The organism is Psychrobacter sp. GTC18467 (assembly GCF_055397455.1).
This window is the reverse complement of the sequence record NZ_AP038920.1, coordinates 2321667-2336759: the sequence shown is the minus strand read 5'-3', so window position 1 is coordinate 2336759 and position 15093 is coordinate 2321667. Positions and strand designations below refer to the sequence as shown.

12 protein-coding genes are annotated in these 15093 nt (G+C 47.4%); 6 read left to right on the top strand and 6 right to left on the bottom strand.

Annotation, left to right across the window (positions count from 1 at the left end):
* Nucleotides 1-42: 42 nt before the first annotated feature.
* From ACZ5XY_RS10415 to ACZ5XY_RS10405, 3 genes are all read right to left on the bottom strand, one after another.
* The gene (locus tag ACZ5XY_RS10415) at nucleotides 43-3075 is read right to left on the bottom strand and encodes a LysM peptidoglycan-binding domain-containing protein (protein ID WP_464741420.1); all 3033 of its coding nucleotides are present in this window, start codon (nucleotides 3073-3075) and stop codon (nucleotides 43-45) included.
* 226 nt (nucleotides 3076-3301) lie between these two features.
* Nucleotides 3302-3796, bottom strand: a complete 495-nt coding sequence (locus ACZ5XY_RS10410) for a hypothetical protein (RefSeq protein WP_464741418.1) — start codon at nucleotides 3794-3796, stop codon at nucleotides 3302-3304.
* 101 nt (nucleotides 3797-3897) lie between these two features.
* Nucleotides 3898-5079 (bottom strand): CNNM domain-containing protein, encoded by a 1182-nt coding sequence (locus tag ACZ5XY_RS10405; protein ID WP_464743873.1) that lies wholly within the window; start codon nucleotides 5077-5079, stop codon nucleotides 3898-3900.
* A gap of 489 nt (nucleotides 5080-5568) precedes the next feature.
* Here ACZ5XY_RS10405 and yajC point away from each other — a divergent pair, with 489 nt between their 5' ends.
* From yajC to ACZ5XY_RS10375, 6 genes are all read left to right on the top strand, one after another.
* Nucleotides 5569-5898, top strand: coding sequence for a preprotein translocase subunit YajC (gene yajC / locus ACZ5XY_RS10400; protein ID WP_464741416.1), 330 nt, complete (start codon nucleotides 5569-5571; stop codon nucleotides 5896-5898).
* Between the two features lie 133 nt (nucleotides 5899-6031).
* The gene (gene secD / locus ACZ5XY_RS10395) at nucleotides 6032-7909 is read left to right on the top strand and encodes a protein translocase subunit SecD (protein ID WP_464741414.1); all 1878 of its coding nucleotides are present in this window, start codon (nucleotides 6032-6034) and stop codon (nucleotides 7907-7909) included.
* 9 nt (nucleotides 7910-7918) lie between these two features.
* Nucleotides 7919-9109, top strand: a complete 1191-nt coding sequence (secF, locus tag ACZ5XY_RS10390) for a protein translocase subunit SecF (protein ID WP_464741412.1) — start codon at nucleotides 7919-7921, stop codon at nucleotides 9107-9109.
* A 74-nt stretch (nucleotides 9110-9183) separates the two neighbouring features.
* Nucleotides 9184-10569, top strand: a complete 1386-nt coding sequence (locus tag ACZ5XY_RS10385) for an MATE family efflux transporter (protein ID WP_464741410.1) — start codon at nucleotides 9184-9186, stop codon at nucleotides 10567-10569.
* A gap of 122 nt (nucleotides 10570-10691) precedes the next feature.
* Complete coding sequence (locus ACZ5XY_RS10380) at nucleotides 10692-11327, top strand: AzlC family ABC transporter permease (protein WP_464743871.1); 636 nt, start codon at nucleotides 10692-10694, stop codon at nucleotides 11325-11327.
* Nucleotides 11317-11667 carry an AzlD domain-containing protein gene (locus ACZ5XY_RS10375; RefSeq protein WP_464741408.1) on the top strand — a complete coding sequence of 117 codons (351 nt, stop codon included), beginning with the start codon at nucleotides 11317-11319 and terminating at the stop codon, nucleotides 11665-11667. Before ACZ5XY_RS10380 ends, ACZ5XY_RS10375 begins: the two co-directional genes overlap by 11 nt.
* A gap of 67 nt (nucleotides 11668-11734) precedes the next feature.
* On the opposite strand, the gene purF is transcribed toward ACZ5XY_RS10375, so the two are convergent.
* From purF to ACZ5XY_RS10360, 3 genes are all read right to left on the bottom strand, one after another.
* Nucleotides 11735-13273 carry an amidophosphoribosyltransferase gene (gene purF / locus ACZ5XY_RS10370; protein ID WP_464741406.1) on the bottom strand — a complete coding sequence of 513 codons (1539 nt, stop codon included), beginning with the start codon at nucleotides 13271-13273 and terminating at the stop codon, nucleotides 11735-11737.
* A gap of 219 nt (nucleotides 13274-13492) precedes the next feature.
* Entirely contained in the window at nucleotides 13493-13990 is a 498-nt protein-coding gene (locus ACZ5XY_RS10365) for a CvpA family protein (protein WP_464741404.1), read from the bottom strand.
* Between the two features lie 27 nt (nucleotides 13991-14017).
* Nucleotides 14018-15073 carry a quinone-dependent dihydroorotate dehydrogenase gene (locus tag ACZ5XY_RS10360; RefSeq protein WP_464741402.1) on the bottom strand — a complete coding sequence of 352 codons (1056 nt, stop codon included), beginning with the start codon at nucleotides 15071-15073 and terminating at the stop codon, nucleotides 14018-14020.
* Nucleotides 15074-15093: the final 20 nt, after the last annotated feature.

Below are 15093 nucleotides of genomic sequence, written 5' to 3'. Positions count from 1 at the left end.
TTATCAGCCTTTTTATTTCTTTTGTTGTTTATTTGGTAAAAATTAGCGGTTAGGAACAGTCAATTTTTGACCCATTTGCAGCATGGTATCGCTTGGGATATTGTTCATGTCAGCAAGCTCTTTGGTCGAAACGCTGTATTTGCGCGCAAGACCAATGAGGCTATCGCCTGAGCTGACCGTATAAGTGGTGGTGACTTTAGGGACTTTAATCGTTTGCCCAAGCTGCAACTGACCATTGGTTGCCATATTGTTGGTCGCCGCTAAGTCCTCAACAGATACCCCAAAGCGGCGCGCAAGGGCAATTAAACCATCACCCGATTGCACTTTGTAATTTTCGGTACTGCCAAGCTTTTTACCCGAACTGCTGTTACTGCTTACCGGTGCTGACGCTGTGGCAGGCGCAGGGGTGCTTACGGTCGGCGTAGGTCGGCTTCCGGCAGCAGGAATGGTGATGGTTTTACCCAAAATAAGGTTGGAGGTTGTGGTCAAATCATTGGCAGCAGCAAGCTCGCTGATACCAATATTGTAGCGCTTGGCAACGCCGGTTAACGTATCGCCCGATTGGACTTTATAACTGACGGCTCGGTTGTTTAATTGGCGGTCAACTTGAGATTTGCTGAACGGAACTTTAATGGTTTGACCGCGCTGCAATCGGGTGTTGGCATCAACATTGCTGTTAACCGCAGCGATTTGTTCAGCAGAAAGCCCTAAACTGTTTGCAATTCCGATAAGGGTTTCCCCAGATTTTACCGTGTAATTGCTCGTTGCTGCTGAGCTTGAAGTGCTCGCCGGTCGTGATGGCGCAGGTAAGCTTGGGGCAGAAGCCGTATTGAGCGCCGAAAAATCAACGCTTGCAGGGACTTTTAGACTTTGACCAACAAAGAGCGAATCGGTGGCACCAATACCATTTAAATCAGCCAACGCTTGCGTGCTCATATTAAATTGGCGCGCAAGGGCAATTAAGCCATCACCGGATTTGACTTTATAAGTTTTGGTGGCGCTGCTCGTTGTGGCAGGCTTTGAGGGCTTAGATGCGGGAGCAGCTGGGGTGCTTGCCGGTGCTTTTACTTTTCCAGGAACCAGCCATAATTTTTGACCACGCAGTAAGTCGGCGCGGCTACTGATATTATTATAGGTAGCAAGCTCAGTGACCGATAAACCAAAGCGCTTTGCTGTACCAATTAAGGTATCTCCACCTTGAACGATGTAGCTTTCAGGGGTACTGGCGGCACTTGGCGTTGGTGCAAGCGGCGCAATCGGTCTTGCGTTATATAAATACAGCGTGCTTCCTGAAAGCAAATTCGCGCTTGCGTCAATTTGGTTCCATTCAGCAATATCACGCCAGCTGACCCCTGCTCGCGAGGCAATATTGGCAAGCGTGTCGCCGCGCTTGACGGTATAGGTTGAGCGCGTGCCTTGGGGTTTGGGGTTGGCAGCGGTGCTATTTGAAAAACTAAGCTTTTTATCTTTGCCGCTTGCCTCTAAAATGGACTGCTGAGTCTGAATGGCAGACAGCTTAATATTGCCATCAATACTGCTAATGACGTTGGTCTCGTCAGTTTGTGCTTGAATTTGACGGGCAATAAAGTCGCGCTCTTCTCGCGATAACGCCGGCTCTTGAATGACGGTGTTGTTTTTGGTGATTTGAGCGGAGGTAGTCGGCAAGCTGTTACTGTTTTTCAGCTCTTCGGTAATTTTTGCAGACTCTTTACTGCTGATGGGCGGCTCGGTGAATACTGCCGCTTGGTTGCTATACACGGAGCTGCTTGTGGGCTTAACGGCAGGCGGAATATAACTTGCCGTCTGCTGAGGGACACTCAAGCTTGCTGCATAATCTGCCAAGCCACTGCCGGTACTTGGCAGTTTTGAGGTGTCATAAGGTTTGCTGTTGTAGCTTGGCGTGGTGCTTGGCGCCGGTACCGAAGCGTCGTTCGCAACCCAAACAGTGCTTGTGCCGTTGCCTTTGAGCATACTCAGTTTTGCATCCACATTGACGCTAACATCATTAGGGATAACCACGCGCTGAGGTCCTGCAGCGTCCACTTTCGCCACGGTCAAGGCAGGATTCAACTTTTGCAGCTCGTCATAACTGACGCCGGTCAACTGTGATACTTCAGCAAGACTGACCCCGTAGTTGACCGGAACACTGCGAAAGTGTTGGCGGTTGGCGATGGCAGGCAAATAAACCCCATGCTGACTTGGATTGGCAACGATTTCAGCCACTGCCAAAAAGCGCGGTACATAGTTCATTGTCTCAGTTGGCAAGCGCAATGACCAATAATCCGTTGGCAAACCTTGAGCGGCATTGGCATCGATTGCCTTTTGTACACGACCCGGGCCGGCATTATAGGCGGCAAGCGCCAACTCCCAACTGCCAAATTGGTTATGCAGCGCCGTTAAAAAGTCGTAAGCCGCTCGCGTGGACTCAATCACATCACGCCTGCCATCATAGTTGCTGTTTTGATTTAAGCCATAAATCCTGCCGGTACTAGGAATAAACTGCCAAAGCCCTGCGGCGGCGGCACTACTGGTTCCGGTTGGATCATAGGAGCTTTCAATCACTGGCAATAACGCAAGCTCGGTTGGAATGTTGCGCCGCTCCGCCTCGCGAACGGTGTGGTACAAATAGCGGCTGGCACGAGCGGTCAAGCGGTTTAGATAGTCTTGTCGACTGGCAAACCAGCTTTTTTGACCCTCAATGCGCTGATTATAAATCGGGCGACCGTTGTTCATTCGGTAGCCGGCGCGCAAGCGATTCCACAAGTCCCCGTACTGCTGAATGATCAGCTTATTGTCCTCAACCATCGTCATGTCGGTAGCTTCAAGTAAGTCTGCCAACTCCTCTAAGCTTTCTGCATCTAAAAATGCTGTTGAATAATCCTCTTGAGCGTTTGCGGTGGGGCGAGGCTTAGCGGCAGCTTGACCTCCTGAATTTTTGACCACCACAGGAGCCGTATTTGGCGAGGTATTTTTTACCGCCGAGGTATTACTACAAGCAGTTAATAACAAAGAACTGACTGAAAGCGACAAAGGCAGTAGCAGAAATGTCCGAGCAGTCGTTGACACAGTAGACATGATAATAAAAACTTCCTAACAGCAGAATAAATGAAGAAGCACAAGGACAATCGTTGTCCAAAGTGCTTGATAATGGCATGATTTTATAAGAAAACTTATCTAGATATCAAATAAATAACGTCGGTAAGATGGGGCGCTTTTTCTGAGCAAAAAATAATAGGACAATAGTTATCCTATTATTTAACCAAAATAGTTCATGAAAAACCTTAATGCTCATCACTGAACCTTAATTGATGGTCACCTGTGATACAGCTCGCAGTAGCACCGCATTTCCGGTTGAAAGCGTGAGCGTGACTCGCGATGAGGTCACAAACGATACTTTTTTGCCATCTTTGACCCAGCTTTCCACCGTATTGACATTGGCTTTGGCTTGGCTGCCGGTGGTGACAATATTGTCGATACTGATATCATACTGATAGTTAGAAGTTTGGTTCCAACTACTTTGTAACAATTTTAAATAAGCATCTTTATCAAGGCTCGTTGACTTGCCTTTTCGTGACATTGAAATGAGCGCGTCATCCGACACCAGTTTTGCCACCTGAGCAATATTTTTACTGTTGGCAGCCGCTTTCATAGAGGAAGCATAATTTTGAACCGAGCTTTCGGTCATCACCGCAGCTTGTGCCGGCGCAGCAACCGTAATTGCGGCAACCGCTGCTCCCATCACGCTTGCATTTTTAAGCGCTTTTATCAGTAATTGCGCCGGATTTTTTGCTTTCATTATCAGTATCTCAACCTTTTATCACTGTTTTCATCATTATTCTAGATTATCATTATAGTTTTACAGTTTTGTAACGCCCTGTAGCAGTATTGCGCTTATTTTCAACTGTCTTCTTTTAAGCTGTCACTGCCATCATCATCAAGCTTCATTCCTAAGCGCTCAACGCGGCGGTCCATCATTTGCCGCGCCAGTGCCTGCATATCTTCAACGCGGTCGATTTCATCAACGATTTCAAGACCAAGCAAGGTTTCTAGAACGTCTTCTAAGGTCACCAAACCTTTGACTTCGCCATATTCACCAACCGTAATGGCAATATGGATGCGATTTTTGAGCATCAAATCAAGCAAATCAAACAGCTTCATCTTTGAAAATACAAAGCTGACCTCACGTTGAAATTCTGTCAAAGGCTTATGAACGTTATGATTGACTTTGGCAAGCAGCATGTCGGTTTTTAATACAAATCCGGTAATGTTATCAAGATCGCCATCATAAATCGGCAGCCTTGAGAACGTAAGCTTCGGGCGGTCAACCAAAACTTCAGCCACGGTTTTATGCTGGTCAAATGCCAGCATCACCGAGCGCGGCGTCATAATGTCTTCAACTTTAATTGCCCCAAACGCCAACAAATTCCGGATAATTCGCGACTCAAGCGGGTCAATCTGACCAGAGGCTTCGCCAATACTGGCAAGCGCTGCAAATTCGCGCCGGCTAAAGACATCCGTTTCTTTGCTGCGAACCAAAAGCCGAGTTAAGCGCTCAGACAGCCAAATGATGGGGTACAACAGCATAATAATGCCGCGAACAAAATACGCCACAAAGCCGCTTAAGCTGCGCCAATAAACCGTTCCTAATGTTTTAGGAATAATTTCCGCAAAGGTTAAAATAGCAAGGGTCATCAGCGCAGAAAATACCCCAAACCAAGCGCTACCAAAAACGATGGTTGCTTGCGCCCCTGCGCCAATTGAACCTAGGGTATTGGCAATGGTATTCAAGGTTAAAATTGCCGCCAGCGACTGGTCAACGTTGTCCTGCTTTAAGCGCTTAAGCATTGCCGCTTTTTTGGGATTAGACTCTTGAACGTCCGCGATAAAGGACGGCGTCATGCTCAAAAGCACCGATTCTGCCATCGAGCAGACAAACGACACCCCAATGGCAGCACTCACAAAGCCCACCAGTAAGATAATGTTTAAAGTGGAAGGTTCCGCTTGCAGGGTGTCGGCGGCGTTTGCCAAGCTTGGCAATAGCAAAGCGACGAATAGCCACCAAGACCTACAAGCAAGCATTGTCGTCGGGGGAGGTTTGTCGGACGCGGTTTTGCGAGAAGCTCGAGCTTGTCGCCGCCTTGGTGCCGATGAGGCGCATAAAGAAATCTGGGTCAAGAAGGGTAACCTTTCGTGTTAATAAATCCTAAAAATAAATGCGGATTAATAAAAACCTTGATAGTGCCAAAATCCAGAACAATAAAGCAAAACTATAAGGCTGAACCGCAATTTTGATAGTAGCACCGATTGCCTTTTTGCACAATAAATCGGCAAGAAGATTGTTAACGGCGCACTTCGCAATCCGCTTAAAAGTGTAACCACGACAACGGCGTTAATTAATGCCAATTCCCTATCTCAGGCTTTCAGCTTGCCTTTTGCCAATCATTTTTATCATCCTCAACTAGAAAATTAATCGGCGAAGCGCATTAACAGTTACCAAGCGTTGGAATTTTTGTTACTATGCGTCTAATTTTTTCTAATTTCCTTAAGTTTTTAGCAATCGAGATGATTATGAGCTTTTTTATTCAAGCGGCGCACGCAGCACCTGAGGCGGCTACCGGAGCTTCATTTTTTGGGCAACTGTTACTTCCTTTAGCGTTTTTTGCCATCTTCTATTTTATTGTCATCCGCCCGCAGTCTAAGCGTGCCAAAGAACACCGAGCGATGGTTGATTCGTTAAAGGTTGGTAGCGAAGTTATTTTTGCAGGCGGTCTTATGGGTCGGGTAAAAAAAATCGAGGGCAATTATGCCGTTGTCAGCTTAAACAGCACCAGCGACGTTAAAGTTCAACGCGCCTCGGTCATCTCCGTTCTTCCTGCTGGCACGATTGACAGCGTTTAGTATCGTTTCGTCATGCTCTGCTAAACCCATCTCCAAATCGCGATTGGGGCTAATTCGCGATTTGGATTATCGGCAAAGTGTCTGCTTTGCCAAGCCCAGCTTGCTGATATTTTATTAACAAAAAGAAGCGATTATGCACTATCCTGCTTGGAAATATGTTCTGATTGCCATTGTGCTTGTCATCGCGGGAATCTATGCCGCGCCCAATTTATACCCTGACGAGCCTGCGGTTCAAATCACCAGTGCCACCGCCGGCACTCAGCTGACCGAAGGTATTTTGACCGAGTCGCAAAACTTGTTAAAAGAGGCCGGAATCAACTCTCATGACGGCACCTTTGAGGGCAATAGCGCGCTCGTTCGCCTTGACAATCCGGTCGCCCAATTAAAAGCGCAAGAGGTATTGCGGCAAAACTTGGGCGACGATTATGTGGTGGCGCTAAACCTTGCGCAAACGACGCCGCAGTGGCTTCGCGATATCGGCGCAAAACCCATGAAGCTTGGTCTTGACCTTCGCGGCGGGGTGCGCTTTGTTCTTGAAGTCGATATGAATAAAGCCCTTGAGCAGCGTCTTAGCAATGCCAGTCGAGACGTTCGCCGTGATTTGCGCGCCGAAAAAATCGCCGTTAAAGGCATTAAAACGCAAGCCAAAGGCATTGTTTTGCATTTTGCCGATACCCAAGCTCGCGACCGAGCGCAAAATATCTTGCAAGGCTCGATGGGAACGACGTTTAATTTGCAGTCCGCCATTGACAATCAAGGCGCAGCGCTGATTTTAACTTATAATGATGCCACTCTTGATGAAATCAACAGCTACGCGGTCAGCCAAAACTTAACCACGCTTCGCAACCGAATTAGCGAGCTTGGGGTGTCCGAAGCTTTGGTTCAGTCGCAAGGCGCAAACCGAATTGTGGTTGAATTGCCAGGGGTTCAAGATACCGCTGAAGCCAAGCGCGTGTTAGGTCGAACGGCAAACCTTGAATTTCGAATGGTCGCCAAAGAAAGCGACAATTATACCGGCGGTATTGCTCCTGCCGGAACCGAAGCTTTTCCGTTTAAATCGCTTGATGGTCCGCCCGTACTACTGAACCGCCAAGCCATTGTCACTGGGGATAAAGTCACCAACGCGCAAACGAGCCTTGATGAAAATGGTCGCCCTGAGGTGAATATCACTCTTGATAGCGCCGGCGGTAAGCTGATGCAAAATGCAACGCGAACGGCAGTTGGCGAGCAAATGGCGGTACTGTTTATTGAAAATAAACAAAAAGTCAGCTACGAAAAAGACCCAAAAACTGGCGAGACGGTCGAAGTTCGAACGCCGTATGCTGAAACCAAGGTCATTAACCGCGCCAATATTCAAGCGGTTCTTGGCTCATCGTTTAGAATCACCGGTCTTGATAGCAACGCTGAAGCGGCGGAACTTGCGCTGCTGTTACGCTCAGGGGCGCTTGCAGCTCCCATGTACTTTGTTGAAGAGCGCACCATTGGCCCATCGCTTGGTCAAGACAATATTGATAAAGGCTTATTTTCAACGCAAGTGGGATACCTACTCGTCTTTGCCTTTATGATTATTTTTTACCGATTGTTTGGGGTGATTGCCAATATCGCCCTTGCAGTTAACGTAATTATTATCGTGGCGGTCATGTCCATTTTAGGGTCGTCACTGACCTTGCCGGGGATTGCCGGTATCGTTTTGACCATTGGTATGGCGGTTGATGCCAACGTGCTAATTTTTGAACGTATCCGCGAAGAGCTTGCCAACGGCGTTCGCCCCAAATCAGCAATTACCGCAGGATTTGACCGCGCCTTTAGCAGTATTTTTGACGCCAACATCACCACCCTTTTGGTGGCGTTTATTCTGTTTGCCATTGGCACAGGCCCCATTAAAGGCTTTGCCATCACTCTTGCCATCGGGATTATCAGCTCCTTGTTTACCGCCATTTTGGTCACGCGAGCGCTAATTCAGATTGCTTATGGCAAACGTAAATCCATCAAACGCTTGAGCATTGGCTAGGAGATTATCATGGCGATTGAACAAAAAAATCCCAACGAGACGCCTAATTTGCCGGCAAGTTCAAGCGGGGACGGTAACGACAAGCGCCGCCGCCGTAATAAGCCGCGCCGCGATGGTAAAGGCAGCAATACAGCCGCCCCAAAGCGCAAAAAAACACCGACTACGGCGCTTGATTCGACCAACCTTGCCCCTATTCCTGACATAGAGGTCGATGACGCCGCGCAAGCGGAAGGTGGCATCAAAGCCATCGGTGATCAGCGCATCATTCCGTTTATGAGCATCGAAAAGCCGATGGCAATTTTGTCGATGCTGTTAGTTATCGGCAGTATTATTGCCATAGCGGTGAATGGCTTAAATTTAGGGCTTGACTTCACCGGCGGCGTGTCAGCAGACGTTCGCTACGAGCAGCCGGCAGAACAAAGCGATGTGGTCAAAGCCTTGGCGGATAACGGCTTTAATGATGCCGTTGTTCAGTATTTAGGAACGCGTGAAGAGCTGCTTGTGCGACTGCCGCCGCAATCAGATAACGTTGAGGGGCTAAATAACTCGCTTGGCAAAGCGCTTGAGCTGCCCAACAACCACGCTGAAATCAACAACGTCAACATCATCGGCAGCCAAGTTGGTAATGAAATTTATCTCAATTCGGTGATGGCGTTAGCGCTGGCGCTGGCGTGTATGTTCGGTTATGTGGCGCTACGGTTTCAATTTAAATTTGCTTTGGGCGCCGTTATTTCGTTATTTCACGATGCCATTGTGGTTATTGGCGCGTTTGCTCTTTTTGGCTTTCCGTTTGATTTGACTGTTTTGGCAGCGGTTTTAGCCTTGATTGGTTATTCATTGAACGATACCATCGTCGTTTATGACCGAATCCGCGAAAACTTCCGCCGCGTTCGCGGTATCAGCCCCCGTCAAATCGTTGATTTGTCGTTAACCGAAACGCTGCGCCGAACCATCATGACCATCTCAACCGTGCTGTTGGTCGTTCTTGCCATGCTGCTTTTGGGCGGCGAAGGGCTGTTTTGGTTCTCAGTGGCGCTATTTATCGGTCTGATTGCCGGAACGTATTCTTCAACGTACATTTCAAGCTCAATTCCGCTTGCCATGGGGCTGTCGCGCGATGACTTTGTGGTTAAAGTCAAACCAGAGTTTGAAGAAGAAGTGGTCAGCTTTAACGACCCAAAAATGTTTGAAGAAAACTAATCCTTTAAGCGATGAATAAAAGCACCTACTTTTAGGTGCTTTTGTTTTATTGAAATTAAGAGTTATTAACAACTATGACCGACCACGCCCAAAGCCATGCCATCGATGTCCGCTATTTAAAAATTATTGCCATTGCCATTCCGGTCATTTTGGCAAACTTAGCCATGCCGTTTCAAAGTTTAATTGATACTGCCATCGTTGGTCATTTGGATAATGCCGCTTATCTTGCCGGAATGGGGCTTGCCATTCAGCTGTTGTCACTGGTTTTGGTCAGTTTTAACTTTTTGCAATATGCGTCCTCAGGGCTTGCCGCCCAAGCGCTTGGTAAAATGACCTACGCCACCACAAGTCATACAAACAACGCCCCGCTGCTGGCGATTTTGCAGCGAGCGTTATTGTTAGCGGCAGTTATTGGCTTGGGGCTTTTGCTCATTAAGCCCTTGTTAATTAAATTTGGGCTGCAACTTCTTGCCGCAAACCCAAACAGTTCGGCTGCGGCAACGACCTATTTAAACGTGCGCTTTTGGGGCGTGATTGCCGAGCTTATGAACTTTGCTTTTATCGGTTGGTTTGCCGGTCAAGGTAAAACGCGATATATGCTGTATCAGCAGGGGTTAATTGCGGTATTAAACGTCATTTTAACGGTGTTTTTTGTTTTTGGTCTTGATTTGGGGCTTGCCGGCGTTGCCCTTGGGACGACACTTGCCTTTTGGTCGGGTGTCATCATTGCCCTTTGGCTTGCAACCTTGCATTTACAGCTTTCTTGGCGCGATTTATTTACTATAGATAAAGCCTCGGTTACTAAAGACAGTATGCTTAGGCTATTTTCGCTAAATAAAGATATCTTTATCCGAACGCTGATTTTAACGCTCAGCTTTACTTGGGTGACCAGACTGTCCGCGCAAAGTGGCGATTTGGTTCTGGCTGCCAATGCCATTTTGCTGCAAGTGCTTAGTATTTCAGCGTTTGCCCTTGATGGCGTTGCCGTATCGGCTGAAACACTTAGCGGTCAAGCTGCCGGTCGCCGTGATTGGTCACGATTTTCCCTCATCATTAAGCGCACCGGAGTTGTCAGCTACGCTTTAGCTGCCGTGTTAACGCTGATTTGGTGGCTGATTATGCCGCTTTATTTGCCGATGATGACCAACATTACTGAGGTGTTGGCTTTAGCTGCGGATTATCAATGGTTTGCGATTTTACTGCCGTTGATTGGCGTTGGCGCTTACTGGATTGATGGCATCTTTTTTGGGTTAACGGCGGGAAAAATTATCCGCAATGCGGCGATTATTTGGGCGGTGATATTTTTTCCGCTCAGCTTTTGGCTTTATAGCAAGTTTGGCATGCTTGGGATTTGGCTGAGCGTTTGGAGCATTTTGTTGCTCAGATTGTTGGTATTAAGCGTGTTTTTATTAAAAGCTAAATGGTCTGGAAGTTATGCGTCATTGCAGCCAAAACAATAATCCGTGCTAAAATATTTAACATTAATGAACCTTTGGAATTAACCTAAACTGTGAAAGTGATAAGCTCAGCTGACGCAGGATATTTATGGTCAGCAGGATTTAAAAAAAGCATTCCGGTAGCGATGGGCTATTTGCCGGCAGGGATTGCCTTTGGGGTGCTCGCGCAAGTGGCGGGGCTGCCGATTTGGTCAACGCTGCTGCTCAGCATTTTGTTATATGCAGGGGCAGCGCAATATGCTTGCCTGCCGATGCTAAGCGCCGCGCTGCCCATTGGCACGATAGCGACCAACATTGCCGCCATCAATTTGCGCCATGTGTTTTATGCCATGCCGCTGCTGCAATCGATGCCGCAACATAAACTTGCCAGAACCTACTGCTTATTTGCGCTCACCGATGAAACCTTTTCACTCATGACCAGTTTGCCACCTGAAGAGCGTTCAGCGCTTATCCTGCCGGTCAGCTTTTTTAATCAAAGTTGGTGGGTGATTGCGACCGCTCTTGGGGTCATGATTGGCAGCACGCTCAATGATTTGGTACCGCATTTGGATTTTGCTTTAGTTTGCTTGTTTGCCATTTTAGCTTATGAGCAGTTCGCGACCATCAAGCGCTATTTTCCGATACTGGTTGCAGCCCTTGCGCTTATTTTGGCGTCGCTTTTGACTCAAGACTGGCTACTTTTGGTGGCGATTGGCATTTGTATGCTGCTGATTTTGGTTCGCGGCGCGACTGGTTTAAAGGCAGATGCTGATGAACAGTAGCTATTTGATTGCCGCCACCATTGCGATGGCGTTTGTCACGTTTTTAACGCGAGCAACGCCGGCGCTGATTCCAACAAGGCTTCTTGATACGCCTTGGCTGCATCGGCTCAACGAAAGCTTGCCGCTGTCAGTATTAACGCTCTTGATTTTAACCAGTTTGTCTTATCAAGGCTTAACGCTGTCTTTCAGTAACCCAAATTCACAATTACTAGCCGCGCAAATCAGCGCGCTTATTTTAGTCTTACTGGTTTATCATATCAGCCGTCAGCTTTTGGTCAGTATGGTCGTTGGCATCGCCGCGCTTAATGGCGTGCTTTGGTTATTTTCTTTTTTAAGGTAACTGCTGAAATTTAACAATAAAAAAAGCTGAGACCTCATATCTCAGCTTTTTTATGGCAAAAAAAACCTTAATCGTATTCAGCAACGCCCATCATATCGACCGGTGTGTCGGCGACGATTTGAACGCCTTTTTTACCGATTTTGGCGGTCTCGCAGCGCAGCTGTTGTAAATGGTCAAGATAGGCTTCGTTAATTTGACCGGTGATATAGCAGCCGTTAAACACGGAGCAATCAAAGCCTTGAACGCGGCTGTGCTTGGTGTCTTTTACCGCCTCAATCAAGTCATCTAAGTCTTGAAAAATCAAGCGGTCAGCACCGATGATGTCGCGAACTTCCTCAACGCTGTTGCCAGAGGCAATCAGCTCGCTGCGAACGGGCATATCAATGCCGTAAACGTTGGGGTATTCAACCGGTGGCGCGGCACTGGCAAAAAACACTTTTCTTGCGCCGGCATCTCGCGCCATTTGGATAATTTCATGGCAGGTCGTTCCACGAACGATAGAATCATCGACAAGTAAGACGTTTTTGCCTTTAAATTCAAGCGGAACGGCGCTGAGTTTTTGGCGGACCGATTTTTTACGCTGCTGCTGACCTGGCATAATAAAGGTGCGACCAATGTAGCGGTTTTTCATAAAGCCTTCGCGGTACTTGACATTCATTTTCATGGCAAGCTCCATCGCGGAGGTTCGCGAAGTATCCGGAATCGGAATAACCACGTCAATATCATGGTCTTCGCCCCACTCGCGCAGGATTTTTTGCGCCAATTTTTCGCCCATTCGCAAGCGCGCTTTATAGACCGAAATGTTGTCCATAATCGAGTCAGGACGGGCAAAATAAACGTATTCAAACATACAAGGCGTATATTCTTTAGGCTCAACGCATTGTTTGGTATGCAGTTTGTGGTCAAGGTCGATAAAAATCGCTTCACCAGGGCGAACGTCGCGGACAATCGTAAACCCTGAACTGGTCAGCGCCACCGACTCCGAGGCAACCATAAATTCAGTGCCACCATTTTCTGCCATTCGTTTGCCAAAAATAAGCGGCCTAATACCGTTCGGGTCACGAAACGCCAATAAGCCATGACCGGTAATCAGCGCCACCACCGCATAGGCACCTTCACAGCGACCATAAACGGCTTTTACCGCTTCTAAAATATCTTCAGGCGTTGGGTCAGCTTTATCTAAGTTTTGCAGTTCATGCGCCAACACGTTGAGCAAAACTTCTGAATCCGAATCGGTATTTAAATGACGGCGGTCATCAAGATATAAAGATTTGGCAAGGCTTTCGGCATTGGTCAAATTGCCGTTGTGCGCAAGCGTAATCCCATAAGGCGAGTTGACATAAAACGGTTGAGCCTCAGCGCTGCTTGAGGTTCCTGCGGTTGGGTAGCGAACGTGACCGATACCAAATTTGCCCACCAAGCGCACCATGTGACGGTTCATAAACACATCGCGAACCATGCCGTTTTCTTTGCGCAAATACAGTCTGCCATCTTGCAAAGTCACGATTCCGGCGGCGTCCTGACCGCGGTGCTGTAACATGGTTAAAGCATCATAAAGGATTTGGTTGACCGGCTCATGAGCTGCAACCCCAACGACTCCACACATAGCTATGTCCTATTTTCGATTTGGGCATTCAATAAATTGAATCAAGATGACAGGTAAATGATGATAAACGCTGATGATTTAAAGGGCAAAAGCGCATTTTTTGGATGAGTGAACTTCTAAACTGAAAAATTGCGAGAAGCATTATAGGGCAATTTTATCTTAAAATAAAATCCCTAAGCCTAATTTTTAACATCACGATTTATCATTAACCGTCCTTAATTAAGATTGATTGACCTGATTCCAAGCCACGCCCAAAACATCGCTTGCCAAAGCCTTGGCAACGGGAGCATAAGGTAGCAGCTCCGGCGCTAACACGGACGACTGCCAAATGGGCATTTGAACCAACAGCGGTGCGGTCACACTTAATCCCACAAGAACGACAAGCACGTTTTTGGCAGCGCCTAAAACTCCGCCCGCCATCTTATCAACTGCCCCAAGCTTTAAGCTTTTCAGCGCGCTTGAAAACACAAAGGCTATCAGATGCATGATGGCTAACACAACGAGCACCACGAGCAAAAACGCTAAGGCGATTTGTAACACGGGATTTTGAACGATGCCGGACAATGAGGGCGCAACCGAACTTGCCAGCCGAGATGCGGCAATCAATGCCACAAACCAGCCCACCATGCCAACAGCGGTTTTGGCAAGCCCCAATTGAAAGCCGCGCCAAAGCCCAATCAACACCATCGCTGCAATAATAAGGTCAAGACCACTCAAAATATCACCTCACTTGCGTCATTCAAATTACGCTTCTTGATGGTCATCGCCATCATCAAGCGCGTCATAATAACCGCCAATCGACTGAATACACGACTGAACCAACCCCGGACCTTTATAAATAAGCCCCGTATAAAGCTGAACCAAATCGGCACCGGCTTTGATTTTTTTAACCGCTTTTTCGCCGCTATCAATGCCGCCAACACCAATCAGTGCCACGTTATCTTCTAAAATATCGGCAAAATGCTGCAAAATTTTTGTACTTTTGTGGCTGACCGGTCGCCCTGATAAGCCCCCTGCCTGCTCACCATCCGGCAAATCCTCAACCCCCACTCGGCTAAGGGTGGTGTTGGTGGCAATTAAACCGTCAATTTCAAAATCAAGCAACTGCTGAGCAATATACTCAACTTGGTCTGGCTCTAAATCAGGAGCAACCTTGAGCACCAAAGGCACATAAAAACCATAGTCAGTTGCAAGCTGTGAATGGCGATTTTTAATGGTGTCAAGCAGCGCCGTTAACGCGTCCCCCGATTGTAAATCACGAAGGTTTTTAGTATTGGGCGAGGAAATATTGACCGTAATATAAGACGCATGCGGATAAGCGCGCTCAAGGCAATACACGTAATCATCGGCGGCATTCTCAACCGGCGTTGCGGCATTTTTACTAATGTTAATGCCAATATTGCCTTTATATTTGCAGCGTTTTACGTTATCGATTAAGTAATCAATGCCCTTATTATTAAATCCCATGCGATTAATAATGGCATCAGCTTGCTTTAAGCGAAACAATCGCGGCTTGTCATTGCCATCTTGCGGCTTTGGCGTTACCGTTCCCACTTCAATAAACCCAAAACCAAGCTCGGCTAAAGCATCAATATAATCAGCGTTTTTATCAAGCCCTGCCGCAAGACCAACCGGATTGTTAAATTGCAATCCCATACAATCGGTCTGCTGCATCGGCTGACCATAAACCAAGCCAAGCGCCCGCGCTCGATGGGCTTTAGCAAGCAAGGACAACGTCATATCGTGGGCGCGTTCAGGGTCCATTTGAAATAAAAACGGTCGAAGTAAAGCGTAGGACATAAACTGTAAACCCTGAATCA

Excerpts from the sequence above, each read along its gene's own strand:
- secF (WP_464741412.1), top strand. The coding sequence starts at position 7,919 with ATGGCGATTGAACAAAAAAATCCCAACGAGACGCCTAATTTGCCGGCA.
- secD (WP_464741414.1), top strand. The coding sequence starts at position 6,032 with ATGCACTATCCTGCTTGGAAATATGTTCTGATTGCCATTGTGCTTGTC.
- ACZ5XY_RS10360 (WP_464741402.1), bottom strand. The coding sequence starts at position 15,073 with ATGTCCTACGCTTTACTTCGACCGTTTTTATTTCAAATGGACCCTGAA.
- ACZ5XY_RS10380 (WP_464743871.1), top strand. The coding sequence starts at position 10,692 with ATGGGCTATTTGCCGGCAGGGATTGCCTTTGGGGTGCTCGCGCAAGTG.
- ACZ5XY_RS10385 (WP_464741410.1), top strand. The coding sequence starts at position 9,184 with ATGACCGACCACGCCCAAAGCCATGCCATCGATGTCCGCTATTTAAAA.
- ACZ5XY_RS10410 (WP_464741418.1), bottom strand. The coding sequence starts at position 3,796 with ATGAAAGCAAAAAATCCGGCGCAATTACTGATAAAAGCGCTTAAAAAT.
- ACZ5XY_RS10375 (WP_464741408.1), top strand. The coding sequence starts at position 11,317 with ATGAACAGTAGCTATTTGATTGCCGCCACCATTGCGATGGCGTTTGTC.
- purF (WP_464741406.1), bottom strand. The coding sequence starts at position 13,273 with ATGTGTGGAGTCGTTGGGGTTGCAGCTCATGAGCCGGTCAACCAAATC.
- ACZ5XY_RS10405 (WP_464743873.1), bottom strand. The coding sequence starts at position 5,079 with ATGCTTGCTTGTAGGTCTTGGTGGCTATTCGTCGCTTTGCTATTGCCA.
- yajC (WP_464741416.1), top strand. The coding sequence starts at position 5,569 with ATGAGCTTTTTTATTCAAGCGGCGCACGCAGCACCTGAGGCGGCTACC.
- ACZ5XY_RS10415 (WP_464741420.1), bottom strand. The coding sequence starts at position 3,075 with ATGTCTACTGTGTCAACGACTGCTCGGACATTTCTGCTACTGCCTTTG.